Genomic DNA, 25376 nt, shown 5'->3' on the forward strand with positions numbered 1-25376 from the left:
TACGAACGTTTCGAAACCACGGCCGCATGACTTCAAGTCGCCCAGCGTGTTTCGACCCATCCAATCGAATCCCTGGCAATTCTGCGCAATGAGCGGTTCGTATGCCGTAGGACTTTCCTGAATGTACTTAGTCGCTTTGTCCCGCCCAGTTCCTCAAACGCGCCGCATCCAGCACTTCGACTGTTTTACCGTGAACCTGGATCATTCCGGCCTGCACCAATTGCTGCAGGATGCGGGAAAAGGTCTCCGGGCGCACCGAAAGGCGCGAAGCCAGCACCTGCTTAGGCGTTTCCCACTGCACGCTGTAGCACGTGCAGTTTTGGTCGGGCGCGGACCTGAGTAGGTATTGTGCGACCCGCATCGTGGCGTTCTGCAGCGTCAGCTCGTCGATTTCTTGCAGCAGTTGGTGAAGGCGCTGGCTCATACGGCCTAGCAGTCGAAAGCAGACGGCGGGCGAAGTCTGCAACACGGTCCGGAAGACTTTCATGTCGAATCCCCAAAGCTCGCTGGGAACAATTGCGCGGGCGCTTACCGGATAAAGATTGCCCTCCATGAACATCACCGCCTCGGCGAAAGACTGGCGGGGCTGAATGAGTTCGATGACCTTCTCCTCGCCCGCCGCCGAAAGACGGTAAAGCTGAATCGTCCCCGTTTCCAAGATATAGAAACGGCTAGCCCGTTGGCCGTGGCTGAAAAGCTCCTCTCCCGCCTCTAGCCAAACCGGAAGCGCGGCGGCGATCACCTGGGTCAATTGAGGTTCTTCCAGCTCGGCGAACAGCAGGTGCTTGTACAGCCAGTCGGGTACGGATTTCTTCATGCAAATCTCCCACGAAAAACCGCTTGATCTAGGTCAAGGAGAAACGAATGGGCGGTCGTTATGTTGTTCACCGTCCGAATCGATTTGACCGTCTATTCAAAGGAAAAAAGCCATGTTTTGTTATCAATGCGAACAAACCACCCGCACCGATTCCGGCAACGGCTGCGCCAGCGCCAAAGGCGTCTGCGGCAAAGATCAAGTCACTGCCGATCTACAAGACCTCTTGATTTACGGGATAAAAGGCATCGCCCAGTATGCCCGCCGCGCGCGTGCTTTCGGCATCTCCGACCGCGAGGCGGACGGGTTCATACTCTATGCCATGTTCACGACGCTGACCAACGTCAACTTCAACCCTGCCCGGTTCATCGCCATGATTCAGGAGGCCGCACGCCTGCGCGACCGAATCAAGGCTCGCTACGAAGAAGCCGCTCGGGATCGAGGCACTGCGCCGGAAGTTCTGGCCGGCCCCGCCGCCTGGCAGCCGGTAGACGACATGGACGGCTTGTTGATGCTGGCAGCATCGGCCGCCATAACCGCCGGCCGCGAACAAGTGGGCGACGATATTATTGGCCTCAGAGCAATGATCCTTTACGGGCTCAAAGGAGTCGCCGCCTACGCCCACCATGCCCATGTGCTCGGCTACGAAAGCGATGAACTCTATGCCCGCTTCGAGGAAATCCTGGATTTTCTAGCCGGCGAACCCATCGACGCGGAAGCGCTCGTAAACCAGGCGCTAGCCGTCGGCCAACTGAATCTGAAAGCGCTGGAACTCTTGGACGCCGCCAACACCGGCAGTTTCGGGCATCCCGAACCGGCCAGCGTGCGGATGACGCCGGTCAAAGGCAAGGCGATCCTGGTCAGCGGCCACGACTTGAAAGACCTGGCAGCGCTGCTGGAACAAACCAAGGGCATGGGCATCAACGTCTACACCCACGGCGAACTGCTGCCGGCCCATGCTTATCCCAAGCTGCGCGCTTATCCTCATCTGGTCGGCAATTACGGTGGGGCCTGGCAGGACCAAACCCGCGAATTCGCCGAATTCCCGGGCGCGATCCTGATGACGTCCAATTGCCTGGTCGAACCCCATCCCCGCTACCGGCAACGCATCTTTACCGCGGGACCCGTGGGTTGGCCCGGCGTACGCCATATCGCCAACGGCGACTTCTCGCCGGTCATTCAAGCGGCACTGGCCTTCCCCGGTTTCCAGGAAGATGCCCCGGAACAAACCATTACCGTGGGATTCGCCCGCAACACGGTGCTAGGCGTCGCCGACAAAGTCGTGGATGCCGTCAAGACCGGCGCCATCCGCCACTTCTTCCTGATCGGCGGATGCGACGGCGCAGTGCCGGGACGCAATTACTACACCGATCTGGCGGACCGCGTACCCGAGGACAGCGTCATTCTCACCTTGGGCTGCGGCAAGTACCGCTTCAACCGGCACGAATTCGGCGCTATCGGCGGCATTCCGCGCCTCCTGGACATCGGTCAGTGCAATGACGCCTATTCCGCCATTCAAATCGCGAGTGCCCTGGCCGGAGCGTTCAACTGCGGCGTGAACGATTTGCCGCTGTCCCTCATGGTGTCCTGGTTCGAACAAAAAGCCGTGGCAGTGCTGCTGACCCTGCTTTCGCTCGGCATTCGGGGCATCCGACTCGGACCGAGCCTGCCCGCATTTCTGACGCCTGCGCTCCTGGAGCAGCTATCGGCACGCTTCGACCTGAAACCGATCACTACTGCCGAAGCGGACATCGAGGCAGCGCTTCACCGGGCAGCCTGAACGTTTGAAGAAAGGGCTTATTCCATTCAGCATTCGAATGGACATTAATCGTAGGATGGGTAGAGCGAAGCGAAACCCATCGATGGTGGGTTAGCCCCTCGGCTCCGCGTAACCCACCGATTCGAGGTCGCTCGGTGGGTTACGCCCTCACGGCCTAACCCACCCTACAGCCCGCTCCCATCGATTTGCTCTCAGGGCGATCACGACTTTCCATTGGAGAACCCATGACCAACCACGTCATAACGCTCACCACCCGCGACGGGCAGCAGGTTCGTTTCACCTGCGAAACCGAACAGAATCTTCTCGCCGCCGCCGAGGAGGAAGGCATCGTACTTCCATCCTTGTGCCGGGACGGCGGCTGCGGCGCCTGTCTCTGTACCCGCGTCGACGGCGATTACCATCTGGACAGCTATAATCCGCAGGCGCTGCCCCCGGACGCCGCGGCTCGCGGCGACCTGCTGCTGTGCCGGGCCCATCCGCAAAGCGACCTTTCGCTCGAAGCGCCTTACGATTTCGACCGCATCCGCTTCGAAGCGCTGGCGAGCCGCCCCGCCGAAATCGTCGAGTTGGCGCCCATTGCCGAAAACACCGTACGCCTGCTGCTCCGGCTGCAGCCGGACAGCAGCGGCGGACAGGCCGCGGAATTCGAACCGGGGCAGTACATGAGTCTGGAAATTCCCGATTCCGGCATCAGCCGCGCCTACTCCATCGCCAATACATCCAACTGGACCGGAGAGCTGGAGTTTCTGATCCGGCTGCAGCCGGGCGGAACATTCTCCACCTATCTGGAGCGGGAGGCGAAGACCGGCCAGCGCATCGACGTGCGCGGCCCCAGCGGCCATTTCGTGCTGCAGGCGCAGAGCCTACGGCCTCGCTATTTCGTCGGGGGCGGCACCGGCTTGGCGCCTTTGCTGTCCATGCTGCGCCATATGGCCGAGTTGCAAGAACCGCAACCGGCGCGGCTCTATTTCGGCGTCAATCGCGAAGCCGAATTGTTCTGCCTGGACACGCTTCGGGAACTCACCGAGGCTCTGCCTCGGCTTAAAATCGAGCTTTGCGTGTGGCATCCGGAGCCGTCATGGGCCGGATTTCGCGGCACCCCGGTCGATGCGTTACGGCGCGACCTCGAACAAGGCGGACCGGCGCCGGATCTTTATCTGTGCGGTCCGCCCGCGCTAATCGATGCTGCGGCGGAGACGGCGCGTGCTTTCGGAATCTCCGATGAACACATCTTCAGCGAGAGGTTCTTGCCTTCGAACTGAAGAGCCGGCCCACTCGCGGAATCGACCTTCCCATCGTTCGCGCGAGGCGATATCGATTACTCACTCCCCCAGGCCTAATCGAACGACTGAGCAATGAATCATCAACGGGCCGATCTACCGCTATGCGCCTTCGCCCGCCGCAATAAGATGCCTTCCCTGACCAGTGCGGTTTCGAAGTCCGGGAAATCGCGAGCAGACCCGCCGGCCCTCGCCCAAAGCGCCTGCAATCGCGCTGCCGCGAAGCGGCTCTCGCATTCCCCCTCCGGCAGAAAACCCAGCGCCTTGGCGGCATCTACAGCGAGATCGGATAGAGCCGGTGCCGCCTTGGCCCAGACTCCGCGCAGTTCGCGCAAGAAGATATTGACCGTCGTGGGTCCGATACCCTTCGCCAGAGCGATCAACCTTCGTTCGAGATCCTCCGCGGATTCCGCTTTCGCATGCAGCCTGTTGAGACTTCCCTGATAGTCCTCCAGCAAGGACCGCGACAGGTTTAGGAGCTTGGTGGCGGTCTTAAAGTCATAACGGGTATACCCGCCCGTATCCAATACCGCCACCAACCCGTTCCAGCCACATTCGATAATGGCTTCGGGAGTCGTCAGCTTCGTCTCCGCGAAAGCCCGGTAAGTGCGCGCCGCCAGCCGTTCGGAAATGCGCGCTCCGAATAAAACGGCCGCAAGAAGCCATTTGAAAAGTTCGCCGTCGTCCAGCCCGGCGACATCGATACCCAGTTCGGCGGAAAAGCGGCCGCGGCGAGCGGCAACCAAATCGGCGGGCGACAAATGTTCGGTTTCCGTTTGAGCCAATTCGGTCATGCCTTACCACCTCAGGATGCGCCATTCGCACAATCCAGCAGCGCCAGATACAAGCCTCGGACGACCGCTGCAAAGGACTCGTAATGAAGCCTATCCGGCCGGTCGCCAGCCGTGTGATACCAGGGATTTCGATAAAAGGCCGTGTCCGTCACCATGATCGCCGAATAGCCCTGCCTCCAGAAGGAAAAGTGGTCGCTGAGCGCAACGCCGGGCACGAAGAACGGAGCCGCGAGATGCTCGATCGGAAATTCCGAATTCCGGCGAAATGCACGCACGAGGCGTAGCAAACTGCTCCGAGAATGTCGGTTGGACACGAAGGCGATGAAATTGGCGCGGTCGGGATAAACGTACTTGAGCAGCACCGGATATCGCTGACTATTGGGTGTATCGTAATAGCATCCCAGCATCTCGAGCGAAACCATGAAGCGGATCCGATCGCCCCGCTCCTTGGCGGCTTTGGCGTAAATGAGGCTGCCCATATGGCGTCCCGCGAAAAACGGCGCTTCCTCGTTCACGAAGGCCACAAAGCGGACGGTCTTTTCCGGCTCGGAGCTCATGAACAAGCGCGACAGCTCCAGCAGCGCCGCGACGCCGCTGGCGTTGTCGTCCGCACCGGGACTTCCGAATACGGTGTCGTAATGGGCTCCGATCAAGACGATATCGAGCGGATAACGGGTTCCATGCCGCTCTGCCTCAAGATTGGCGCATTCGATCCCTTTCACCGTATAGGCGAGCCGGTTTACCGGATAACCCTGGGCTTCCCATTGCCCCGCGATGTAGCGCTCGGCGGCATGCAAGGCCTCCGGCAGCATCAGGTTTCGCTCGCCTATTTGATCGGCCAAAGTGTAAACGTGCATTTTCAATGCATCGGCCACCTTTTCCATCGCTTGCCGGCCCCTCATAAGGGTGTCTTATAACGGGTCCACGGGGCTCATACGACACGAAAACCTGAAATCAGGCTTCCCTTATCTGTCAACGAATAAGGGCGTCACGTCCCTCGGCTGCATCGGCCGTTGCCGTTTGCGGCACCTTGTGGAGAAGGACATGCCGCTCGGGAGCCTCTCCAATTCGATTGAAGAAAATTCCAAAAAGTTGCGCACAAAAAAGGCCGCTCGAAGCAGCCTTTTTCGTCTGATTCAAATGCACTTACGGACGGTTATCAATCGCCCCTTCCTTCTCCGGCAACAGAAGATCCGCGCGGCTGATCCCCAACCGATAGGCCAATGCGCTGGCGACGTAGATGGACGAATAGGTCCCCACCACGATGCCGACAATCAAGGCCAGAGCGAAGTTCCGAAGCACTTCTCCACCCCATATGGCCATCGAAATACAGGCCAGTAAGGTTAGGAAGGAGGTCATCAGGGTACGGCTCAGCGTTTCGTTGATGGACAGGTTGATGACGTCCAAAACCTCGCCGCGCCTGATTTTCCGGAAGTTTTCGCGAATTCTGTCGAATACCACAATGGTGTCGTTGAGCGAATAGCCCAAGATGGCTAGGACGGCGGCCAGTACGCTCAGATCGAAGTCCAACTGCAGAATGGAAAACACGCCCAGGATTACGGTGATATCATGCATGGTGGCCAGAATCGCACCGAACGAAAAGCGATATTCGAAACGCCACGCGACATAGACCAGAATCCCGAGTATCGCCAATAGCAAGGCGACCACGGCGCTTTCGGCGAGGTCTTCGCCCACCTGGGGTCCGACGAATTCGATGCGATGGAGTTCGGCTTGAACCTCCGGATTCTTGCGGAGCGCCTCCATGACTCGCGTCCTCAGATCGGTGCTCGTGATTTCCGCTTGCGGGGCGAGACGGATCAGAACCTCCTTGGACGTTCCGAAATGTTGCACTATCGGATTGGCGAAACCGGCTTCTTTCAGCTGCTGACGCACCTCCTCGAGATTCGCCGGTTCCTGATAACCGACTTCGACAATGGTGCCGCCGGTAAAATCGATGGCGAAGTTCAAGCCTTGCCAGCCAAGTGCGATGATCGACGCGAGGCTGACCACGGCGGACAGGACAACCGCAGGCACGCGCCAGCGCATGAAGTCGATTGCGTAGCCGCGAGTATTAGTATCGGACACTGATCAAATCTCCTGAATTCTTTATATCGGACTCAGATCCACAGTTTGGCGACTCGCCGCTGGCCGTAGACGAAATTGACCAGCATCCGCGTACACATCACCGCGGTGAACATCGACGTCAAAATCCCGATCGTCAAGGTCACGGCGAACCCCTTCACGGGACCAGAGCCGATACTGAACAACATGATCGCCGCAAGAAGCGTCGTGATATTGGAGTCGAAAATGGTGCCGAACGCGCGCTCGAATCCGGCGTAAATACTGGACTGAATGGAATTGCCGTTACGCAGCTCCTCCTTGATGCGCTCGTAAATGAGCACGTTGGCGTCTACTGCCATACCTATGGTCAGGGTGATGCCTGCGATACCCGGCAAGGTCAATGTCGCTTGGAGCAACGACAGAATCGACAAAATCAAAGCGACATTAAAGAGCAAGGTGATATTGGCGATGATCCCGAACACCTTGTAATAGAGGATCATCACAGCAGCAATCAGGGCAAAACCGATGATGAACGAACGGGTACCCTGCTCGATATTTTCCTTACCCAAGCTGGGGCCGACGGTTCGTTCCTCGACGATGTCCACCGGCGCGGCCAAAGCTCCTGCACGCAGCAGCAAGGCCAGATTGCGCGCCTCTTCGGTACTATCCAGACCGGTAATTTGGAAGCGCTTGCTGAAGCGGTCCCGAATGGTCGCGACGTTGATGACCTCCTCGACCTTTTTCTTGGTGGCCACCTTCCGGCCTTCCACTTCTCTGGTTTCCGTCTTGGTTTCGATATAGACGACCGCCATCGGCTTGCCGATGTTCTCGCGCGTAACATCGGCCATTTTGCGCGCGCCTATGCCGTTCAGTGTCACGAACACGGCCGGAGAACCCGACTGAGAATCGAGCCCGGAGGAAGCATCCACGATCTGATCGCCGGTCACGATGATCTTACGCTGCAGCAAGATGGGCCTGCCGCTTCGATCCTGGTAGAGCCTGGCGCCCAACGGCGTCTTGCCCTCTTCCAGGCCTTGGGCGCTGTGCTCGGTATCCACCAAGCGAAACTCCAGCGTCGCGGTGGCCCCCAGAATCTCCTTGGCGCGGGCGGTATCCTGGACGCCGGGGAGCTGTACCACGATGCGGTCTTCGCCCTGCTGCTGAATCACCGGCTCGGCGACGCCAAGTTCGTTAATGCGATTACGCAAGGTCGTGATGTTTTGCGCCACAGCCAGACGACGGATCTCCCGGCGTTCGGGTTCCGACAATCTGGCGCGCATCACGGTGCCGTCCTCGCCGAGCTCCAAACCGCGAAGTTCTCGCTGCATGACATCCCTGGCCTGGGCCAGCGTTTGGCCGTCCGGGAACTTCACTTCGATGGTCTGGTTACTTCTATCGACGGAGAGATAACGGATTTTGCTTTCGCGCAAAAGTGAACGAATGTCTTCCGCATAACGCTCTTCAGCCTGGCGGACGGCCGCGTCCATATCCACCTGCATCAAAAAGTGCACGCCGCCCCGAAGGTCCAATCCCAGATACATGGGTTGGGCGCTGATCGCTCTGAGCCAATCCGGAGTCGACGGCGCGAGGTTGAGTGCTACCGTATAGTTATTTCCCAGCGATCCGGTGAGCAAATCGGCCGCTTTGAGCTGGGTCTCGGTTTCGGTAAAACGCACCAGAAGCCGCTTCTCAGACAATTCCAACGACTTCGGTTGCATCCCGGCGTCGGTCAGCAGTTTTTCGACTTGAACACGAGTAGCTTCGTCCAGCTTAGCGCTCCGCAAAGGCGAAAGCTGAACGGACGGATCCTCGCCGAAAAAATTGGGCAGCGAGTAAATCGTCGCCAACACCAATACGGCGATAATCAGAAGGTTTTTCCACAGTGGAAAGCGGTTTCGCATGATAGCTGCCTATGAGGCGTGATGCTCGGTATAGTGCATCCGCCGTTGAATTAACTTGCTTAGCCGTTTTATTTTTCGGCCTTTTTCTTAGCCTTGTAGGTACCCTTCGGCATCAGTGATGCTATGGCATGGCGCTGAACGTATACGTAGGTGTTATCAGCCACTTCCAACTGAACGAAGTTATCGTCCAAATCCGCTACTCTACCCAGCAGCCCGCCATTGGTCACGACTTCGCTCCCTTTGGTCAGCGACTGGATCATTCTTTTTTGCTCTTTCGCCCGTCTTTGCTGCGGGAGAACAAATAAGAAAAAGAAAATCAGCAATATAGCCAGCGGTAGAATAAGACCAGCCAACCCCGGCTCTTGCTGGGCCGGCGCGGCTTGAGCAAATGCGTCGGAAATGAAGAAACTCATATTTGGTCCTTGCTTATCTTTCTTTTAAAACGCGGCATTATTACACAAAACCTCGCCTTTTCCTCGTTGCTCATAAAACCGGGCAACGAATTCACTCAGCCTGTTGTCCTCGATCGCTTGCCTGAGGCCGGCCATAAGCTCCTGGTAATAGTAAAGATTGTGTATGGTATTCAACCGAGACCCTAGAATTTCGCCGCATTTGTCCAAATGGCGGAGATAGGACCGGCTGAAATTTCGGCAGGTGTAGCAACGGCATTCGTCATCCAGCGGGCGGGTATCGTTCTGATAGCAACTGTTGCGGATGCGGATTGCGCCATGACGCGTGAACAGATGACCGTTGCGGGCATTACGTGTCGGCAGAACGCAGTCGAACATATCGATGCCGAGCCGCACCGCCTCGACGATGTCCTCTGGAGTACCGACTCCCATCAAGTAACGGGGTCTATCGGATGGCATGTTCGGCAACAGCGAATTCAAAATGCGCGCCCGGTCTTCCTTGGGTTCGCCCACGGAAAGACCGCCGATGGCATACCCGTCGAATCCGATATTCTTCAAGCCCTCTACCGACTCGAACCGGAGTTCTTCGTAGACGCCGCCTTGAACGATACCGAACAAAGCCGACGGATTACCCTCATGCGCATCTTTGCTCCGTTCGGCCCAGCGGAGCGAAAGACGCATGGAATCGGCGGCTTGCTCGTAACTAGCGGGATAAGGAGTACACTCGTCGAAGATCATCACGATATCCGAACCCAAGTCCCGCTGAACCGCCATCGATTCCTCGGGGCCCAAAAACGTGACGCTGCCATCCACCGGCGAGCGAAACCGGACGCCGGCCTCGGTAATCTTGCGCATAGCACCTAAGCTGAACACCTGAAATCCACCGGAGTCGGTCAGGATCGGGCGATCCCAATGCATGAAATCATGCAGATCGCCGTGGCGGCGGATGACGTCGGTACCAGGGCGGAGCATCAGGTGAAAGGTATTTCCCAGCACGATCTCTGCGCCAAGCTCCTTGAGCTCTTCAGGCGTCATTGCCTTGACGGTGCCGTAGGTGCCGACGGGCATGAATGCCGGAGTCCGCACGTTTCCGCGCGAAAAGATAAGCTCGCCCCGTCGGGCCCTGCCGTCAGTGCTGCTTACGATAAACTCCATCGGATTTTTAGATGTGCAAAAACAAAAGAGGCCTGACTATCTGAAATAGGCAGGCCATCTCGAATCGACGTAATTGGTGCCGATGGTCGGACTTGAACCGACACGACTTGCGTCACCACCCCCTCAAGATGGCGTGTCTACCAATTCCACCACATCGGCTAAACATGGTCTAACAAGGTTGGCTATTTCTCTTGCTCTGCCGGCGGAAGCGTATCGGCGCTATCGGGCAAATCGGCCTTGTCAGTTGCTGGCGGCTCTTCCACTACCGGAGGAAGATCGCGTTGAGACGGGTCCAAACCAGGACCATCAATGATATCAACTTGTTTATTATCCTGTTTATCTGCCAAGTACGCAAGACTCAAACTGGTCACAAAAAACAGTGTAGCCAGCACCGCGGTCGTGCGAGACAAAAACGAAGCTGCGCCCCGTGCACCGAACAGGCTATTAGACGCTCCACCGCCAAAGCCCGCTCCGGCATCGGCGCCCCGGCCTTGCTGAAGAAGCACCAATCCGATGACCGCCAAGGCGACCACGACATGAATAATTGTCAATGCCTGATACATAAAAACTTCACCTAAACCGAATGGCATATCGAGAGAAAGGACTCGGCATCCAAGGACGCTTCGCCAATTAATCCACCGTCCACGTCGGGCATACCGAACAAGGTACGGGCATTTTCGGGCTTTACACTACCGCCATATAGAATCCGGACTGAAGCCGATACTTCGGGTTCCCGCTCCGAAATCTTTCGCCGCAAATATTCGTGTATCTCTTGCACTTGCTCGACTGTCGCGGTTCGCCCGGTCCCGACAGCCCAGACGGGTTCGTAAGCGATCACCGCATTTGCCAGCGATTCAACGCCAGCCATATCAAACACCGCCTCCAACTGCTCGTCTATGACAGTAAATGTATTACCCTGTTCACGCTGCTCCAGAGTCTCACCCACGCATAAGATTGGCGTAAGACCGTGATCGAGCGCTTTTTTATAACGCGCAGCCACCAGTTGATTGGACTCTCCGTACCGCAGTCGCCGCTCCGAATGCCCGACGATAGCCAGGTCACACCCGAACTCACGCAACATGGGCGCGGAGATTTCACCCGTATAGGCGCCTTCGTCCTCATCCGCTACATTTTGCGCGCCAAGCAAAATCGCTTTGTTTTCCAACAGTTCGGCTGCCTCGGGTATGAATACATAAGGCGCACATACACCGACCTCTGCCGGAGCGGTTTCCGAAATGCCGGAAAGAATGTTCGTCAGCAATGTTTTTTTACTTTCTCGAGTGCCGTTCATCTTCCAGTTTCCGACGACCAGAGGACGACGAACCATTGAGCGCTCCTTGTTGTAAAACCGTAGAAGCTTAATGACTCAGAGCCTGTTTTTCAAGCTGAAAGGATCTATATTCGGTCTGCGTGCCTGCGCTTATCAAAAAGTTATAAGAATATTCTAGAGTCTTACTCAACATTCTCGGTCTATTGGATTAAGCTCCCACAACTTTTTACAACCAGCCCAGAATTTCGCTCATAGAAAATTGCTATTCACTGGATGAGACTCTCTGGTGGTTCAGTAAACCGAAAGCCTCAGGTAACATCCCCCGATATTGCCCAATGGACATGGGCAAGAGACGTTTCGCTATTTTTCTAAAGCCTTTTAGCGCGACATTACAGCTTTTTACCCCAACGCTTAATCTTTATGCTCGAAAAATGCGATTGGATGGAGCCGAGGCATGATCAAACTTGTTGAGCTACGATATTTCGCCTGCCTGCCTATACTTCACCGCCTAATCTGAGCGATCGTGCATCTGCATTTCCATAGCAGAGGTAGTCGTGCATGAACTGCGTTCAAGCGGAAAACGCCCCTCCCGAATGACGAAAGCTATTCTTTCTCTATTTGGCGAATTTGATTGCCGATGCTGAACCTGAGCCGACGCGCACGGGCGCATTCGCTAGTGCCCGCTCCCGCTCGAACACACCAGTTGCCTACCGGCAGCACACCGATAGCCTTTGGCCGTCTCATCTATGAAAGAAGGATCACGCACGAATTAGCGCAACCCGTATCGGAAGGTGTCCTAAACAAAGCACATGCTCTTTTCGCGTCGGCGACGGAGAAAATCTATGAATTCGGCAACCCTAGCCCCATCTCAATCGCGAGAACAAAAAAGTTTGGTGATCGCCGCGCTGGGCATCGTATTCGGCGATATCGGTACCAGCCCGCTTTATACACTTAAAGAGTGCTTCGGCGGCATTCTGGCGCTAGAACCAACGCCGGCAAATGTCCTCGGCATCTTGTCGCTTATTTTCTGGGCCATTCTGATCGTCATATCGTTGAAGTACGTCATCTTCATCATGCGAGCGGATAACAAAGGCGAAGGCGGTATCATGGCCCTGATATCCCTTGTCCAGCAGAAGGCGGAAATAAGTACCCGCTTCCGATTTTTACTGATCGGGCTCGGATTGATAGGCGCATCGCTATTTTACGGCGATGGGATGATCACGCCGGCCATCTCGGTCTTGAGTGCAGTCGAAGGACTCAAAGTCCTTCAGCCGGAGCTTCATTCCTATGTGGTTCCGATTTCTCTTGCAGTCCTAATAGGGCTTTTCACTTTTCAACGAAAAGGGACCGCGGGCGTCGGTGCGCTATTCGGGCCGATTATGGCAATTTGGTTCTGTAGTCTCGCAGTTTTTGGCACGCTCAGTTTGATAAAAAGTCCAGCCGTTTTAGCTGCCGTGAATCCGGTACATGCCTTTCACTTCTTTGCAGCGCATGGCTGGCCTTCCGTTTTGATCTTGGGAGCGGTGGTGCTGGCCGTTACCGGCGGCGAAGCATTGTATGCGGATATGGGACATTTCGGCCGCGAACCGATTCGCAAGGCATGGTTTCTGTTCGTCCTTCCGTCACTGATGCTGAACTACTTCGGCCAGGGGGCTCTTCTCATCCAAAATCCGTCGGCGGTTCAAAATCCGTTCTATTTCCTTGTTCCTGGCGGGGCGCTGGTTTTCATGATCGGCCTAGCTACGATAGCCACAATTGTCGCTTCCCAAGCGGTAATTTCTGGAACCTTTTCCCTTACGTCTCAAGCGATTCAGTTGGGCTTCTGCCCTAGGCTCGGCATTCAATACACCTCTGAAGAGGAAAAGGGTCAGATCTACATTCCTTGGATCAACTGGGCATTGATGGTCGCTATCATCGGATTGGTTCTAGGGTTTCAGTCTTCATCCAACTTAGCGGCCGCTTACGGCATCGCCGTCACCGGCACGATGGCCATCGATACGATTTTGGCTTTCGTCGTGGTGTACAGCTTATGGAAGTGGAATCCGATCATTAGCGGCATGCTGGCTTTTGGATTCCTTACCGTCGACTTGGCCTTCTTGGTCGCTAATGCAGCGAAAATTTTTGAAGGCGGATGGTTCCCGTTAGTCATCGGGCTTATCGCCTTTACGCTCCTGACGACATGGAAACGCGGCCGCGATCTTCTCCGGGAGAGCCTACGCGAAGACTCGGTACAAGTTGATCAATTCTTAGCCGAAATCGTCAATAATCCTCCGTTGCGCGTCGCCGGCACGGCCGTATTCATGACGAGCAGCCGCGAAGGCATTCCACCCGCGTTGCTGCATAACCTAAAACACAACAAGGTACTGCACGAGACTGTCGTGCTTATGACTGTCACTACCGAAAACGTTCCCCGCGTAGCTCCCGAAAAACGCCGCGAAATCCGCCGCCTCGGCGCAGGCTTTTTTAGAATCAATCTACATTATGGATTCATGGAAGCGGCCAATATCCCACGAGTCCTTAAATCAAGCAGTCGAGATTTTGACATTGATATCTCGGATACGACCTTTTTCCTCAGCCGCGAAACCATTATTCCCAGCACGGTTCCGAAAATGCCGCTTTGGCGCCTGAAGCTGTTCATCGGCATGTCCCGCAATACGAGCAGTGCTGTAAGTTTTTTCCGGATTCCGCCCGATCGCGTCGTTGAACTGGGCGTACAACGCATGCTGTAATTGAGTTTTAAGCATTTTTACTTAAGGAAGTTTATGGACATTCCCCTTTATTTGAAGGCAATCGTGCTTGGTATTTTGGAGGGAGCCACCGAGTTTCTTCCGATCTCCAGTACCGGTCATTTAATCATTGCCAATGATCTATTGTCTTTCACCGGGGAACGGGCGAAAACGTTCGACATATTTATTCAGCTTGGGGCGATTTGTGCCATCGTTTGGCATTACCGGCAGCGCATTACTCGCGTGTCCGGGTCGCTATTCTCGGATCCAGCCGCATTCCGTTTCGCGCTTAATGTCTTGATCGGGTTTCTGCCGGCAGCTCTACTCGGTCTTTTTCTTCACAAAACCATCAAGACTCAGCTCTTCAACCCGATTACCGTAGCCGGGGCGCTGATACTCGGCGGCCTCGTGATTCTGTTGATCGAAAGCCGGCGCCGGACTCATCATGTCGAGCACGTCGACGAGTTGACCTGGCATGTGGCGCTCAAAGTGGGCTTAGCTCAAAGCCTTGCCTTGTTTCCGGGCGTATCTCGAGCGGGCGCGACGATCATGGGTGGGTTGCTGAGCGGCATGTCACGGTCAGTTGCGACGGAGTTCTCGTTCTTTCTCGCTATTCCGACGATGTTCGCCGCCACTTTCTACGACCTGTACAAGAATCTCGATATCATGAGACCTGAAGACCTGGAGATGTTGGCAGCCGGTTTCGTTGCGGCTTTTTTCAGCGCTTGGCTGGTTATTCGAGCGTTGCTGGCATTCGTCGCCCGACACAGTTTCAAAGCGTTTGCCTGGTATCGAATACTGTTCGGCTCATTAGTATTGGTCTATTTTCTGTCGACGACCGGACTCACTGTTTCGCTCTGATTCAACGATTTCATTGCCCGGTTTCCAGCCAGATGCACCCCGAATTTCCATTGTCCCCGGACTTAATCTATTTGAATCATGCGGCCGTGGCACCTTGGCCTTTGCGGACGGCCCTGGCGGTAAGCCAGTTCGCAGAGGAAAACGCCCGATACGGTGCGTCCCGTTACTTGGAATGGGTGAAACAAGAAGATTTATTGCGGGAACAGTTAAGGGACTTGCTCAATGCGCCGTCCACGGACGATATCGCTTTAGTCAAGAACACTTCCGAGGCGATCTCGCTCGTGGCTTTTGGACTCGACTGGCAACCCGGCGACAATATCGTCTCCAGCAACGAGGAGTTCCCGTCAAATCGAATTCCGTGGCAAGCACTAAGCGATCGAGGAGTGGAGCTCAAAGAGGCAGATCTAAATGCCGCTCGCACGCCTGAAGATGCCTTGTTTGAGCTAGCCGACGAACACACAAAGCTTATCACCGTCAGTTCTGTTCAATACGCTTCGGGGTTACGCCTCGATATGGACAAAATCGGCCGGTTCTGCCGCGACCAAGGGATTTTATTTTGCATTGACGCCATTCAAAGCTTAGGGGCATTGCGTTTCGACGTACAAAGGTGCCACGCAGATTTTGTCATGGCTGATGGTCATAAGTGGATGTTCGGACCGGAAGGGCTAGGTGTTTTTTATACCTCGCCGCGTGCGAGAGGCTTGCTGGGTCTAATGCAATACGGCTGGCACATGGTTGAGAACGCTGGGGATTACGATAACCGGTCTTGGCTTCCGGCACGGAACGCCCGTCGCTTCGAATGCGGCAGCCCCAATATGCTGGGAATACATGCGCTGTCCGCCAGCCTCTCGCTGATATTGGAAACCGGCATAGAAAGAATTGAAACCTTACTGTTGGAGCGAACCGCTTACTTGGTCGAAACGATCATGAATCACCCGGCACTGGAACTCCTCTCATCCAGCGTTTCCGAACGTCGTTCAGGCATCGTGCTGTTCCGCCACCGATCTCTGGAAAACCAACGGCTTTATCAGCACCTGAATCAAAATAGCGTTGTCTGTGCATTGCGGGGCGGCGGCATCCGTTTCTCGCCCCATTTCTATACGCCCCTAGATGCGCTCGAACGAGCGGTCGATATCGTGCTACGCGCTTAGGCTCGAGCTCCTGGAAACAACCGATAGAAGTTGTCCGAGCTGAGCTCTGCAACGCGCTCGATAGAAATTCCTTTCAGTTCTGCGACACACTGCGCCACGTGTCTTACATAAAAAGGATAATTCGGTTTTCCACGAAACGGGATCGGAGCAAGGTATGGCGAATCCGTTTCGATCAAGAAACGATCTTCCGGAATCATTCTGGCGACCTCTTGTATCGATTGAGCGTTCCGGAAAGTGACGATCCCCGAGAATGAGATAAAAAACCCCAGATCCAGGACCTGCCGCGCCGTCTCCCAATCCTCGGTAAAACAATGGAACACACCACTGACTTGATCTGCCCCCTCTTCCTTCAGCACCTTGATTGTGTCGTCCTTGGCTTCACGCGAGTGAATAATTAACGGCTTACCAACGATTTTGGCGGCTCGGATGTGTTGCCGAAACCGCTCACGCTGCCAGTCCAGGCTGCCCGAACTCCGGTAGTAGTCCAAACCGGTCTCACCGATAGCGACCACCTTGTCATTTTCCGCGAGGACGACAAGCTCTTCGACACTCGGCTCTCTTGAAACCTGCTCGTTAGGATGGACACCAACCGATACTGAGACATCGTCGTATCCATCCACCAAACGGCGCATTTCGGAGTAGCTGTCAAGATCGATGGATACACACAGCATGTGTTCGATCTGCTGCGCTCGCGCTTCTCTCATAAACGAAGCGAATTCACCCTCAAAAGGCGTTAAATCCAGGCGATCAAGATGGCAATGAGAATCTATGAACATAAGGGAAATACTGCGCCCTCTTAAGAAATGGACGAACGTCAACCAAGTTAGCTATCTCTGTTCTCTAGACAGCGCATGTTTGGTCTAGATCCGAGTCTATCTGATACCTGATCAATAGAAAAAAGCCCTCCTTCAGAGAAGGAGGGCTTTTCAGTGCCGACCGTCGGTCGTAAAGCCTTGAGGGCGCCGGGACCCGGCGCCCCCTTGGTCTTACATGAAGGACGGGATCAGCGGAGCGTCGATCTGGGTGACCTGACGGCCGCCCGCATCGTCAAAGAAGAACAACAGACCGGCAAAGCGGCTGTCCGGATCGTAGATGATGTCGGACAAACGATAGACTTCCCACGCCGCATCGCTGGCGGTAACGTCAATCGTCCGCGTCTCACCCGGCTGCAGCGGGCTGTTGTCGCTCACTTCAAGCCCATCGTCCGCCAACAGGTCTTCCGGATAACCGGTGGTGTCGCGGTAGACATCGCTGTCCAGGAAACGCACCGACGCGGTGTAGAACTCACCCAACCGCACCGGCTTGTTGCCGTTGTTGGTGACGGTGAGCTTCATGCGCATCGCACGGCCCGGTACCCGGTAGGTGGCGTCGGCAACCTTCACCGAAATCGTCGACTTCGGCATTTCGATCGGCTGAATGCCTCTCATGGTGCCGGCCTGCAACGGAATGGTGATCGGGTATTTGCTGTTGGCGCTCGACATCGCGAAGATCACGATCAGGATCGTCGCCGCGGCAAAGCCCATCGCCACTTTCTTGTCACCCGCCGAGACCAGCTCGTCCGCACGGCCCGCTTCCACCATCAGGTAGCGCGGCAAGAAGGCCGGACGACGGACCCAGTACACGATCCAGGCGACGCCAATGGCGTACCAGAAGAAGTGCCAGAAGTAGGTGTTGCCTTCGTTGTAGGTCTCCAGATCCACGGTCTGACCGGTCAGGGTGGTCACCGGGTTCTTGAATTCGCTCATGGAGCCTTCGATCGTGATCCACTTGCCGGGGCCGATGATCGGACCACCGCCTTCGACGTTCATCATGGTGTGCACGTGCCAGTCACCCGGACGGCGCGCTTTCAACACAACTTTGAACTCGTAGGTCTTGCCGATCTCCAAGCGCACCGAACGCGGCACCAACTGGCCACCGATGTACGATTCTTTGCGGATGAAGACCGGACCCGGAATACCGATGTTCAAGAACGCGGTATCGGGCTCGGCGACCGTTTCCGGCCAGCCTTCGAACACGTGGAATTTACCGGTGATTTCGACGGTGTCGTTGACCTTCACCTTCTCTTTCGACCAGTTCAGATCGTACCAGTGGATGGTACGCATACGCATGAACGCCGCCTGCGATTTCTCACCGTGGGCCGAGGCGCTCGGCGCGTAGAAGCTGGTCGCGGCAAACGTGGCCAGCAAACCGACCATGGACCACTTGGCGATCCTGTCTTTGAGTAGTTTCATAGGTTCTTCCTCTCTCGAGTCTATTCTGTTGTACCCGCCTCTCAAGCCCCCGCGTCAGGGCGCTTCAAAGGCTGGGTGCGTTTTGCTTGTACGTCCGATTCCGGTCCCGATTAGGTCTGCTTCAAGAACCGAATGGTCGAGAACCAACGGCCCACAAAGTGCCACATGAAGTAGATCAGGATCGACATGAACGCCGAGAAGAAAGCCGATACCGGCGCTACGTCCTTACCGAAGGTACGCAGGGTGCCTTTTTCAACCATGCGGATGTACTCGGGGGTACCGGTACGGACATAGTTGTAACCCTGAATGTCGGCAATCGACATCAGCATGCCGTTGTATTCCACCGGCACGTGCAGCGGCGCAATCATCGGCCAGTTGCCCGGATAGAACACCAGACCCCACGCCATACCGCCCACGATCGCCGTGAACAGGTAGCTGCCCGAAAGCATCAGGAAGGTGTCGAGCAAAATCGCACCCGGAACCAGAACCGCCGGGAATACGAAGTTGATGGGGAAGTAGGTCCAGCCCCAGAAGTTGAAGTAGCGGTTGACCCATTCACCAAACAGCAACGCCAACACCGCGATGGTCGCGCCCCAGGGGTTGCGGAACTTTTCCCAGGCCCACGCCTGGATCGCCGCCGGGAAGGTCACCAACACGATCGGGGTCACCGTGACCCACAGACGACGGTCTTTCCAGTCCGACCAGAAGTCCCAGTCACCCATGGTCAACATGGCGTGAATGTGATACGAACCACACACTACAAAGAAGAAAATGAAGATCCCCAGGTAGTCAATGGTCCTGGAGACTTGCACTGCTTCGGCATGAGACCGAACCGCAGATTGAAGTGCGCTCATGAGTTACCTCCAAAAGTTCATTTATTGTCGTTTTAGATGACCGCCCGCCGGGTGGTCATCGTCACGTCCAGTGCCGGTCGCAGCGGCCGCGCCGATCGGTGGTTACCGTCGCCGCCCCGCCGCAACCCATCCAAACTTATTTCGCGATCAGACCTTGATCCACCGCTTCACAGATTTCCTTGCCCATCAGGTTCGAGAAGCTCGCAAACACCTGCAGCAACACGCCCATGATGGCCAATGCCAGCCAGCCGAAGATCACGAAGCCGTAGTGCAAGGGCGCTACGAACAACTCTTCCATAAACCAGAAGGTGTGACCCCATTCGTTCAAGCCAACGTTCGGCAGAATCATGAACGGACCGGTCCACAGAATCAGGTACGCCAGCGACAAGCCTTTCGAAGCCGAAAAGTGCGGCAGGCGGGTATGCGCATACAGGAACGCGCCACCACCCGTGATGATGTAGATCGGATAGCTCAGGTAGAACTCGATGATGTGCGACGGCGTGAAGTCGGTGTCGCGAACAATCGTCTGGTGCCAGGTGCCGTCCTGCTCGGTGAAGTAGCTCGCACCCCAGTAAATGGCCCATGCATACGCAAACAGCCAAATCAGGTGCGTCATGTTCCGGCGCAGTTCTTCCCGCGGCGCCAGTGCCGCCAGGTTGCGGTCACGGGTCTTCCACAGGTAGCCCCACAGAATCGAGGCGGTGACCACTTCCAGTACGATTTCGGTGTACAGGAAGTTCATCCAGTACGTCTCGAATTCCGGTGCGAACGAATCCAGACCGGCGGACCAGCCGTAGACCCCTTCATACCACCGAACCCACATATAAAAGACCGTGTACAGCATGAACGCAAAGGTCAGCCACTTCATGTCCAAAAGCGGCTTGTCTTGCGCTGCTACGCCACCAACTGTTGTTGCAGCCATAGTTTTACCTCCAAAGTTAGTACTCATTCGCGGTGCGTCGCCGCCCCGCTACCTCGTCGTGCATCCTTGTCTTCTTCATTCTTGCCCCTGGCCCAAGGGCCCCTGCGACAAAATGCCCCACTCCTAGGGTGCGTTGCAGTCTATCACTCATTCATGCCTTGTCAAGGAACAGTCTATCTATGAAAGAATACATATTTACATCGCTAAAAAGCGTCGTTTATAAGCGCAACCCATTGTTTTAATTGGTGACTTAAAAAACCTTTCCAAAGACTTGTCACTCGACGCTTTCAAGGCGCTCGACTGATTCGAACGTGCCCAAACAGAGGCAACCGCTCATTGCAAACAAACGGACCGGACGATAGTCAGCAGTTCTAGCGGACATCGCATCAGAGCCCAATGCTCAAAATGCTCAATAGGCAACATGATTCTCAAATGTGCCTCGGCGATGTACGCTAACTTGATGCCCTCTCCGCGAAATAGGCCAGATATGCGACTGACCCGAATTCTGCAAGTGTCGGCATACGCCGGTGCGCTCGCACTTTCGATTCCGCAAGCTGCATTCAGCGACAATCTTGAGCGCCCGGGTTTCGCCCGAATCGCCCTCGCTTGCACCGGTTGCCATGGCGCATCGGGCCAAGGTATAGGCTCGATTCCGGCGATTAGCGGCATCCCCGAATCCGAATTCATCCGCACAATGCAGGAATTTAAAACGGGTTACCGCTCAGCCACGGTGATGGACCGCATTGCAAGGGGATATCAATATCAAGATTTCCTAGAGTTAGCCCGGTTCTTCAAAAATCATCGCTAGGAGAACGCATGGCACCAATTTCCCGACGAAGTTTCATCAAGTGGGCCGGGGCGATTTCGGCGCTTGGAACAGTCGGCTGTTCGGTAAACCATCCCAGCACCGGATCACGACGCGAAAAAGCCCGCGTAGCGGTAGTCGGCGGCGGGTTCGCGGGAGCGTCCGCTGCGAAGTACCTCAAGCTGCTCAATCCGGAACTTGAAGTCACTTTGGTTGAGCAACAGGCTAATTACTTGTCCTGCCCCGGATCGAATGAAGTTATCGCCGGCCTAAAGCAGCCCGATGAGCTTCGTCGGAAATATGACATCCTCAGGAACGTTCAGGGAATTCAAACGGTAACAGCCGAAGCCCAAACTATCGACACTGCTCGGCGCACCGTGTCATTGGCGGATGGATCGGCCATACCTTACGATCGGCTAATCGTCGCACCGGGCATCGATTTCCGCTGGGACGCCATCGACGGTTACGACGAGACTGCCAGTCTGTTGGCTCCTCATGCCTGGAAAGCAGGGCCACAGACCACACTTCTGCGTCGCCAATTGCAGGCCATGCCTGACGGTGGCGTGGTTCTGATCACGGCACCCGCCAATCCGTATCGTTGTCCGCCGGGACCTTACGAGCGTGCGTCACTGATAGCGCATTTTTTGAAGCGTTACAAACCGCGCTCCAAAGTGCTGATTCTGGATGCGAAAACCCAATTCTCCAAACAATCGCTCTTCCTCCAAGGCTGGGAAGAGCTTTATCCAGGGATGGTGGAATGGATCTCGGCGGAAAAGGAAGGAAAGATAGAACGGGTAGATGCGCAATCGCGCGTCGTCTTCACCGAGTTCGACGAGCACCGTGCGGATGTTTTGAACGTGATCCCGCCGCAAAAGGCCGGCAAACTCGCGCATCAGGCGGGGCTGACCGATCAATCGGGCTGGTGCCCCATCGATCCGCTCACCTTCGAATCGCCGCTGGCACCTTACGTGCACATTATCGGCGATGCCTGTACGGCAACGCCCATGCCCAAATCGGCATTTGCCGCCAACTCGCAGGCCAAGATCTGCGCCGCGGCGGTAATTGATCTGCTGCAAGACCGCGAACCGGGTCATCCAAGCCTGATCAACCACTGCTATAGCTTTTTAAAGCCGGATTATGCGATCTCGATCACCGGCGTGTACAAGTATTCGCCAACCGAGAAGCAGCTCGAGGCCGTGTCGACGGGTGAAACACCCATGAACGGCGATCGGCGGAAAGAAGCCGAGCATGCCCGGAGCTGGCAGAAAATCATCGCCGCTGACGCCTTCGGGTAATCTCCGCCATTTGGCGCTTGCTGCCTATACCGCTTCCAAAGCCATTGCGAGCAGCGCCCGGACAGACTCCGGAAATTCCAGCTCCAATGCGCGGCTCCGCGCGTGCTCGGACATCTTTTTCCAGGTCTTGCGGACGATACCGATCAGCTTTTCTTCATCGTGAATCGCCGCGAAGGCGACAAAGTAGTAATCGAGAAACACGAGGCACGCGACGTCCTCGATCGATTGAACGTCCGGATCGTTTTTCAAACCGCGTTTCTGAAGAACTTTGCGGACCCGCTCGATGTCTATCGGATCGTATCCAGCTTGTGTCATAAGCTGTGCAACACAATCGGCATGAAAACCATATAGATAGCTGCGCCATTGCAGATACCCCTCGCGCGTGTCCGGGTAGGTCTGCCGGGGAACCTCCCAACGTCGAATGTGCTGCCCGCGCGCGGCGATGTGCAGCAAATCCGGCGCATCGGGATAGAGGCGGTCAAGCCATTCCGTCATGCGCATCCCGTAAAGCAATTCCTTGGGATAGGATTCGCCTCGCCAAACCTCACTATTAGGGTCCTGTGCATTAGCTTCGTCTATTAAGACTAGCACCCGATCCAGCCGATCTTCGTTCATCGAAATACTCAGTCCAAGTTGAAATTTGAAATACTGGGAAACTACTTATCAAATCCTGATTTCAAAGGCAATGAAGCCATTTCAACCGGTTCACGCATTGGCGGAAACGGGGCTAAACAGTATCATCCATGGCATGATCGATTCGCCGGGAGGAAACGATGCTCGACGCGTGCGTCTTCACTATTTTTGGATCTACCGGCCACCTTTCCCGCACCAAACTGATGCCTGCCCTGTACCAATTGGACAAGGCAGGCCGACTGCCCGCGGCGATGGTCGTCTTAGGTGTCGGCCGGCGGGATTGGGATAATTCCCATTGGAGAGACGAGGTATCCAAATGGCTAGAAGAGCGTTTGGGCAGCACACTCGACCGGGACGCTCTTGAGCGCTTCAGCAACCGCCTGCATTTCTTTTCGGCGGACATCGGCGATACGGAATCATCGGTACAGCTAAGACAGGTCCTGGACACTGGCCCCGAGTTTCCGCCCAATCACGTGTATTACCTTTCGCTTCCGCCGTCCGAATACAAAGCGGCGGCCGACTATTTGGCGCTTAGCGGACTCAACCAGGAAGTCGCCGGCTGGCGCCGTCTCGTGGTGGAAAAGCCGTTCGGCTATGACTTGGAAGACGCACAAGTCCTCGATCGCTGCCTGCACCGCAACTTTACGGAACATCAAATCTTTCGGATTGACCACTACTTAGGTAAGGAAACGGTGCAAAACATTTTCGTGTTCCGCTTTGCGAATCTCATGTGGGAACCGTTGTGGAACCGCAACCTCATCGACCATGTGCAGATCACCCACAGCGAATCGGCGGGAATCGAAGACCGGGCGGACTACTATGAAACCGCCGGCGCGCTGCGCGACATGATCCAGAGCCATCTGATGCAGATGTTGGCTTTGGTAGCCATGGAACCTCCGGCGACCATGGACGCCGAATCGATCCGGGATGAAAAGGTCAAGGCGCTGAAATCCATTCGCCCCATCCCAAAGGCCGCGGTCCATGCTCACGCCTTCCGTGCGCAATATGCTCGCGGACGCATCGAGAACCAGGAGGTGCCCGGATATCTCGACGAAAAGCAGGTCGACAAGCAAAGCACGACCGAAACGTATGCCGCCCTGAAGCTTTATATCGACAACTGGCGCTGGCGCAATGTACCGTTTTATTTGCGGACGGGAAAACGCTTGGCGAGGAACAGTTCTCTCATCGCGATACGCTTTAAGCACCCGCCGCAGCAATTGTTTCGCGAAACCCAGATCGAGGCGCTGCCCCCCAATTGGCTGCTGATGGGCATACAGCCCGAGCAATGCATTCGCGCCGAGGTTCAGGTTCGAGAACCCGGCATCGGCATGCGCGCCCGAACCACTCAACTCGATGCCAGCACCTGTTATCAGGCCGGTTATCAATTGGACGCGTACGAGTCCCTTCTGCTCGACGTCATCGGCGGCGATCACTCTCAGTTCCTGCGCTCGGATGAGGTGGAATGGGCCTGGCGAGTCGTCGATCCCATCATAAGAACATGGTCGGTAGAGCGGGAATTCATCCACACTTATCCCGCCGGCTCCTGGGGCCCCGAGGAAGCCGACCGCATCTTCGAGCGGGAGGATCAGCAATGGCGGCATTCTTTCTCGACCGGGGATGCACCTCGTTAAGACCGACGATCCTTTAAGCTATTTGCCTAATTCATTCGATACTTTTGGAGACCTTCTTAATGGCCGTTACAACTCAAGCCATCGACTACAGCCATAACGACGTTCAGCTCGAAGGCTTTTTCGCGTATGACAATAAGCGCCCTCAGCCTTTGCCGGCCGTATTGATCTCTCATGCTTGGGGAGGCAGGGACGAATTCGTGTGCAACAAGGCTCGTAAATTGGCCGAACTGGGCTACGCCGCGTTTGCACTCGATATGTATGGCAAAGGCATCATCGGAAGCGGCCCCGAGGAGAACGCACGGCTGATGAATCCGCTCATGAATGATCGCCGCCTGTTGCAGGACCGCATCACCACAGCTCTGGAAACCGTCCGCAAGCTCCCCCAGGTCGATCCCAAACGGATCGCGGCCATGGGTTTTTGCTTCGGCGGCCTATGCGTGCTGGACCTTGCCCGCACCGGCGCCGATCTGCGCGGCGTTGTCAGCTTCCACGGCTTATTTGTGCCGCCGGGCAATACTCAAGGCAATAAGATCAAGGCCAAGGTTCTCGTGCTGCACGGCCACGACGACCCCATGGCACCACCCGATCAGGCGGCGAATCTGGCTAAAGAACTGACCGAAGCCGAGGCAGACTGGCAAATCCATATTTATGGTAACACCCTGCACGCCTTCACCAATCCCATGGCAAACGATCGATCGTTCGGTACGGTTTACGACGAGACCGCCGATCGCCGCTCTTGGGAGAGTCTGCGGAATTTCCTTGCCGAGGTGTTAAACTAGGCCTTCTCCGTGCACCCTAAAAA

At 55.8% G+C, this 25376-nt stretch carries 23 protein-coding genes and 1 tRNA gene; 9 read left to right on the forward strand and 15 right to left on the reverse strand.

Annotation, left to right across the window (positions count from 1 at the left end):
- Positions 1 to 127 precede the first annotated feature (127 nt).
- Positions 128 to 817, reverse strand: coding sequence for a Crp/Fnr family transcriptional regulator (locus ACR2TX_RS21730; protein ID WP_156881610.1), 690 nt, complete (start codon positions 815 to 817; stop codon positions 128 to 130).
- A gap of 112 nt (positions 818 to 929) precedes the next feature.
- Here ACR2TX_RS21730 and hcp point away from each other — a divergent pair, with 112 nt between their 5' ends.
- Positions 930 to 2594: a hydroxylamine reductase gene (hcp, locus tag ACR2TX_RS21735; RefSeq protein WP_434130705.1), complete on the forward strand. Its 1665-nt coding sequence runs from the start codon at positions 930 to 932 to the stop codon at positions 2592 to 2594.
- Positions 2595 to 2818: 224 nt separating this feature from the next.
- Entirely contained in the window at positions 2819 to 3856 is a 1038-nt protein-coding gene (gene mmoC / locus ACR2TX_RS21740; protein WP_077732208.1) for an aromatic/alkene monooxygenase hydroxylase FAD-binding subunit MmoC, read from the forward strand.
- Between the two features lie 101 nt (positions 3857 to 3957).
- On the opposite strand, the gene ACR2TX_RS21745 is transcribed toward mmoC, so the two are convergent.
- From ACR2TX_RS21745 to tpiA, 9 genes are all read right to left on the reverse strand, one after another.
- Complete coding sequence (locus ACR2TX_RS21745; RefSeq protein WP_434130706.1) at positions 3958 to 4668, reverse strand: hypothetical protein; 711 nt, start codon at positions 4666 to 4668, stop codon at positions 3958 to 3960.
- An 11-nt stretch (positions 4669 to 4679) separates the two neighbouring features.
- Positions 4680 to 5570 carry a M28 family peptidase gene (locus ACR2TX_RS21750; RefSeq protein ID WP_240502637.1) on the reverse strand — a complete coding sequence of 297 codons (891 nt, stop codon included), beginning with the start codon at positions 5568 to 5570 and terminating at the stop codon, positions 4680 to 4682.
- A 244-nt stretch (positions 5571 to 5814) separates the two neighbouring features.
- Positions 5815 to 6753: a protein translocase subunit SecF gene (secF, locus tag ACR2TX_RS21755; RefSeq protein WP_347258161.1), complete on the reverse strand. Its 939-nt coding sequence runs from the start codon at positions 6751 to 6753 to the stop codon at positions 5815 to 5817.
- Positions 6754 to 6785: 32 nt separating this feature from the next.
- Positions 6786 to 8630 carry a protein translocase subunit SecD gene (gene secD / locus ACR2TX_RS21760; RefSeq protein ID WP_086132783.1) on the reverse strand — a complete coding sequence of 615 codons (1845 nt, stop codon included), beginning with the start codon at positions 8628 to 8630 and terminating at the stop codon, positions 6786 to 6788.
- A 68-nt stretch (positions 8631 to 8698) separates the two neighbouring features.
- Entirely contained in the window at positions 8699 to 9043 is a 345-nt protein-coding gene (gene yajC, locus ACR2TX_RS21765; RefSeq protein WP_077732205.1) for a preprotein translocase subunit YajC, read from the reverse strand.
- Positions 9044 to 9067: 24 nt separating this feature from the next.
- Positions 9068 to 10195: a tRNA guanosine(34) transglycosylase Tgt gene (gene tgt / locus ACR2TX_RS21770; RefSeq protein ID WP_133719027.1), complete on the reverse strand. Its 1128-nt coding sequence runs from the start codon at positions 10193 to 10195 to the stop codon at positions 9068 to 9070.
- Between the two features lie 74 nt (positions 10196 to 10269).
- Positions 10270 to 10354: transfer RNA gene (locus ACR2TX_RS21775), tRNA-Leu, on the reverse strand.
- Between the two features lie 23 nt (positions 10355 to 10377).
- Positions 10378 to 10758: a preprotein translocase subunit SecG gene (gene secG / locus ACR2TX_RS21780; protein WP_077732246.1), complete on the reverse strand. Its 381-nt coding sequence runs from the start codon at positions 10756 to 10758 to the stop codon at positions 10378 to 10380.
- Positions 10759 to 10769: 11 nt separating this feature from the next.
- Positions 10770 to 11522 (reverse strand): triose-phosphate isomerase, encoded by a 753-nt coding sequence (gene tpiA / locus ACR2TX_RS21785; RefSeq protein WP_077732203.1) that lies wholly within the window; start codon positions 11520 to 11522, stop codon positions 10770 to 10772.
- Positions 11523 to 12307: 785 nt separating this feature from the next.
- On the opposite strand from tpiA, the gene ACR2TX_RS21790 reads away from it, so the two are divergent.
- Genes ACR2TX_RS21790 through ACR2TX_RS21800 form a run of 3 tightly spaced genes read left to right on the forward strand, consistent with a single transcriptional unit; the run spans position 12308 to position 16203 of the window.
- Positions 12308 to 14194, forward strand: coding sequence for a potassium transporter Kup (locus ACR2TX_RS21790; RefSeq protein ID WP_077732202.1), 1887 nt, complete (start codon positions 12308 to 12310; stop codon positions 14192 to 14194).
- Positions 14195 to 14227: 33 nt separating this feature from the next.
- Entirely contained in the window at positions 14228 to 15052 is an 825-nt protein-coding gene (locus ACR2TX_RS21795; protein WP_077732201.1) for an undecaprenyl-diphosphate phosphatase, read from the forward strand.
- Between the two features lie 32 nt (positions 15053 to 15084).
- Positions 15085 to 16203: an aminotransferase class V-fold PLP-dependent enzyme gene (locus ACR2TX_RS21800; protein WP_434132535.1), complete on the forward strand. Its 1119-nt coding sequence runs from the start codon at positions 15085 to 15087 to the stop codon at positions 16201 to 16203.
- On the opposite strand, the gene ACR2TX_RS21805 is transcribed toward ACR2TX_RS21800, so the two are convergent.
- The 4 genes from ACR2TX_RS21805 to amoC all read right to left on the reverse strand — a co-directional run bounded on the left by ACR2TX_RS21805 (position 16200) and on the right by amoC (position 20210).
- A complete protein-coding gene (locus ACR2TX_RS21805) occupies positions 16200 to 16979 on the reverse strand; it encodes a TatD family hydrolase (protein WP_347258160.1) in 780 nt (259 codons plus the stop codon). The genes ACR2TX_RS21800 and ACR2TX_RS21805 overlap by 4 nt on opposite strands.
- A 210-nt stretch (positions 16980 to 17189) precedes the next feature.
- Positions 17190 to 18434 (reverse strand): bacterial ammonia monooxygenase, subunit AmoB, encoded by a 1245-nt coding sequence (amoB, locus tag ACR2TX_RS21810; protein WP_086132855.1) that lies wholly within the window; start codon positions 18432 to 18434, stop codon positions 17190 to 17192.
- Positions 18435 to 18544: 110 nt separating this feature from the next.
- Positions 18545 to 19288: a bacterial ammonia monooxygenase, subunit AmoA gene (gene amoA / locus ACR2TX_RS21815; protein WP_086132856.1), complete on the reverse strand. Its 744-nt coding sequence runs from the start codon at positions 19286 to 19288 to the stop codon at positions 18545 to 18547.
- A 136-nt stretch (positions 19289 to 19424) separates the two neighbouring features.
- Positions 19425 to 20210: a bacterial ammonia monooxygenase, subunit AmoC gene (gene amoC, locus ACR2TX_RS21820; protein WP_077732835.1), complete on the reverse strand. Its 786-nt coding sequence runs from the start codon at positions 20208 to 20210 to the stop codon at positions 19425 to 19427.
- A 487-nt stretch (positions 20211 to 20697) separates the two neighbouring features.
- Between amoC and ACR2TX_RS21825 the strand changes: the two genes are divergently transcribed.
- Both ACR2TX_RS21825 and ACR2TX_RS21830 read left to right on the forward strand, forming a co-directional pair.
- Entirely contained in the window at positions 20698 to 21018 is a 321-nt protein-coding gene (locus ACR2TX_RS21825; protein WP_077732447.1) for a c-type cytochrome, read from the forward strand.
- Positions 21019 to 21026: 8 nt separating this feature from the next.
- Positions 21027 to 22310 (forward strand): NAD(P)/FAD-dependent oxidoreductase, encoded by a 1284-nt coding sequence (locus tag ACR2TX_RS21830; RefSeq protein WP_077732448.1) that lies wholly within the window; start codon positions 21027 to 21029, stop codon positions 22308 to 22310.
- Positions 22311 to 22334: 24 nt separating this feature from the next.
- Here ACR2TX_RS21830 and ACR2TX_RS21835 read toward each other — a convergent pair whose 3' ends face one another.
- Positions 22335 to 22925, reverse strand: coding sequence for a DUF4202 domain-containing protein (locus tag ACR2TX_RS21835; RefSeq protein WP_434130707.1), 591 nt, complete (start codon positions 22923 to 22925; stop codon positions 22335 to 22337).
- 158 nt (positions 22926 to 23083) lie between these two features.
- Between ACR2TX_RS21835 and zwf the strand changes: the two genes are divergently transcribed.
- A complete protein-coding gene (zwf, locus tag ACR2TX_RS21840; protein ID WP_434130708.1) occupies positions 23084 to 24574 on the forward strand; it encodes a glucose-6-phosphate dehydrogenase in 1491 nt (496 codons plus the stop codon).
- Positions 24575 to 24633: 59 nt separating this feature from the next.
- Positions 24634 to 25353, forward strand: a complete 720-nt coding sequence (locus ACR2TX_RS21845) for a dienelactone hydrolase family protein (RefSeq protein WP_086133557.1) — start codon at positions 24634 to 24636, stop codon at positions 25351 to 25353.
- Positions 25354 to 25376 lie beyond the last annotated feature (23 nt).

The organism is Methylocaldum sp. GT1BB (assembly GCF_051027545.1).
Taxonomy (GTDB): Bacteria; Pseudomonadota; Gammaproteobacteria; order Methylococcales; family Methylococcaceae; genus Methylocaldum.

Bases quoted from the DNA above. Each gene is read 5' to 3' on its own strand.
- ACR2TX_RS21730 (WP_156881610.1), bottom strand. From the start codon at position 817: ATGAAGAAATCCGTACCCGACTGGCTGTACAAGCACCTGCTGTTCGCC.
- hcp (WP_434130705.1), top strand. From the start codon at position 930: ATGTTTTGTTATCAATGCGAACAAACCACCCGCACCGATTCCGGCAAC.
- mmoC (WP_077732208.1), top strand. From the start codon at position 2,819: ATGACCAACCACGTCATAACGCTCACCACCCGCGACGGGCAGCAGGTT.
- ACR2TX_RS21745 (WP_434130706.1), bottom strand. From the start codon at position 4,668: ATGACCGAATTGGCTCAAACGGAAACCGAACATTTGTCGCCCGCCGAT.
- ACR2TX_RS21750 (WP_240502637.1), bottom strand. From the start codon at position 5,570: ATGAGGGGCCGGCAAGCGATGGAAAAGGTGGCCGATGCATTGAAAATG.
- secD (WP_086132783.1), bottom strand. From the start codon at position 8,630: ATGCGAAACCGCTTTCCACTGTGGAAAAACCTTCTGATTATCGCCGTA.
- yajC (WP_077732205.1), bottom strand. From the start codon at position 9,043: ATGAGTTTCTTCATTTCCGACGCATTTGCTCAAGCCGCGCCGGCCCAG.
- tgt (WP_133719027.1), bottom strand. From the start codon at position 10,195: ATGGAGTTTATCGTAAGCAGCACTGACGGCAGGGCCCGACGGGGCGAG.
- secG (WP_077732246.1), bottom strand. From the start codon at position 10,758: ATGTATCAGGCATTGACAATTATTCATGTCGTGGTCGCCTTGGCGGTC.
- tpiA (WP_077732203.1), bottom strand. From the start codon at position 11,522: ATGGTTCGTCGTCCTCTGGTCGTCGGAAACTGGAAGATGAACGGCACT.
- ACR2TX_RS21790 (WP_077732202.1), top strand. From the start codon at position 12,308: ATGAATTCGGCAACCCTAGCCCCATCTCAATCGCGAGAACAAAAAAGT.
- ACR2TX_RS21795 (WP_077732201.1), top strand. From the start codon at position 14,228: ATGGACATTCCCCTTTATTTGAAGGCAATCGTGCTTGGTATTTTGGAG.
- ACR2TX_RS21800 (WP_434132535.1), top strand. From the start codon at position 15,085: ATGCACCCCGAATTTCCATTGTCCCCGGACTTAATCTATTTGAATCAT.
- ACR2TX_RS21805 (WP_347258160.1), bottom strand. From the start codon at position 16,979: ATGTTCATAGATTCTCATTGCCATCTTGATCGCCTGGATTTAACGCCT.
- amoB (WP_086132855.1), bottom strand. From the start codon at position 18,434: ATGAAACTACTCAAAGACAGGATCGCCAAGTGGTCCATGGTCGGTTTG.
- amoA (WP_086132856.1), bottom strand. From the start codon at position 19,288: ATGAGCGCACTTCAATCTGCGGTTCGGTCTCATGCCGAAGCAGTGCAA.
- amoC (WP_077732835.1), bottom strand. From the start codon at position 20,210: ATGGCTGCAACAACAGTTGGTGGCGTAGCAGCGCAAGACAAGCCGCTT.
- ACR2TX_RS21825 (WP_077732447.1), top strand. From the start codon at position 20,698: ATGCGACTGACCCGAATTCTGCAAGTGTCGGCATACGCCGGTGCGCTC.
- ACR2TX_RS21830 (WP_077732448.1), top strand. From the start codon at position 21,027: ATGGCACCAATTTCCCGACGAAGTTTCATCAAGTGGGCCGGGGCGATT.
- ACR2TX_RS21835 (WP_434130707.1), bottom strand. From the start codon at position 22,925: ATGAACGAAGATCGGCTGGATCGGGTGCTAGTCTTAATAGACGAAGCT.
- zwf (WP_434130708.1), top strand. From the start codon at position 23,084: ATGCTCGACGCGTGCGTCTTCACTATTTTTGGATCTACCGGCCACCTT.
- ACR2TX_RS21845 (WP_086133557.1), top strand. From the start codon at position 24,634: ATGGCCGTTACAACTCAAGCCATCGACTACAGCCATAACGACGTTCAG.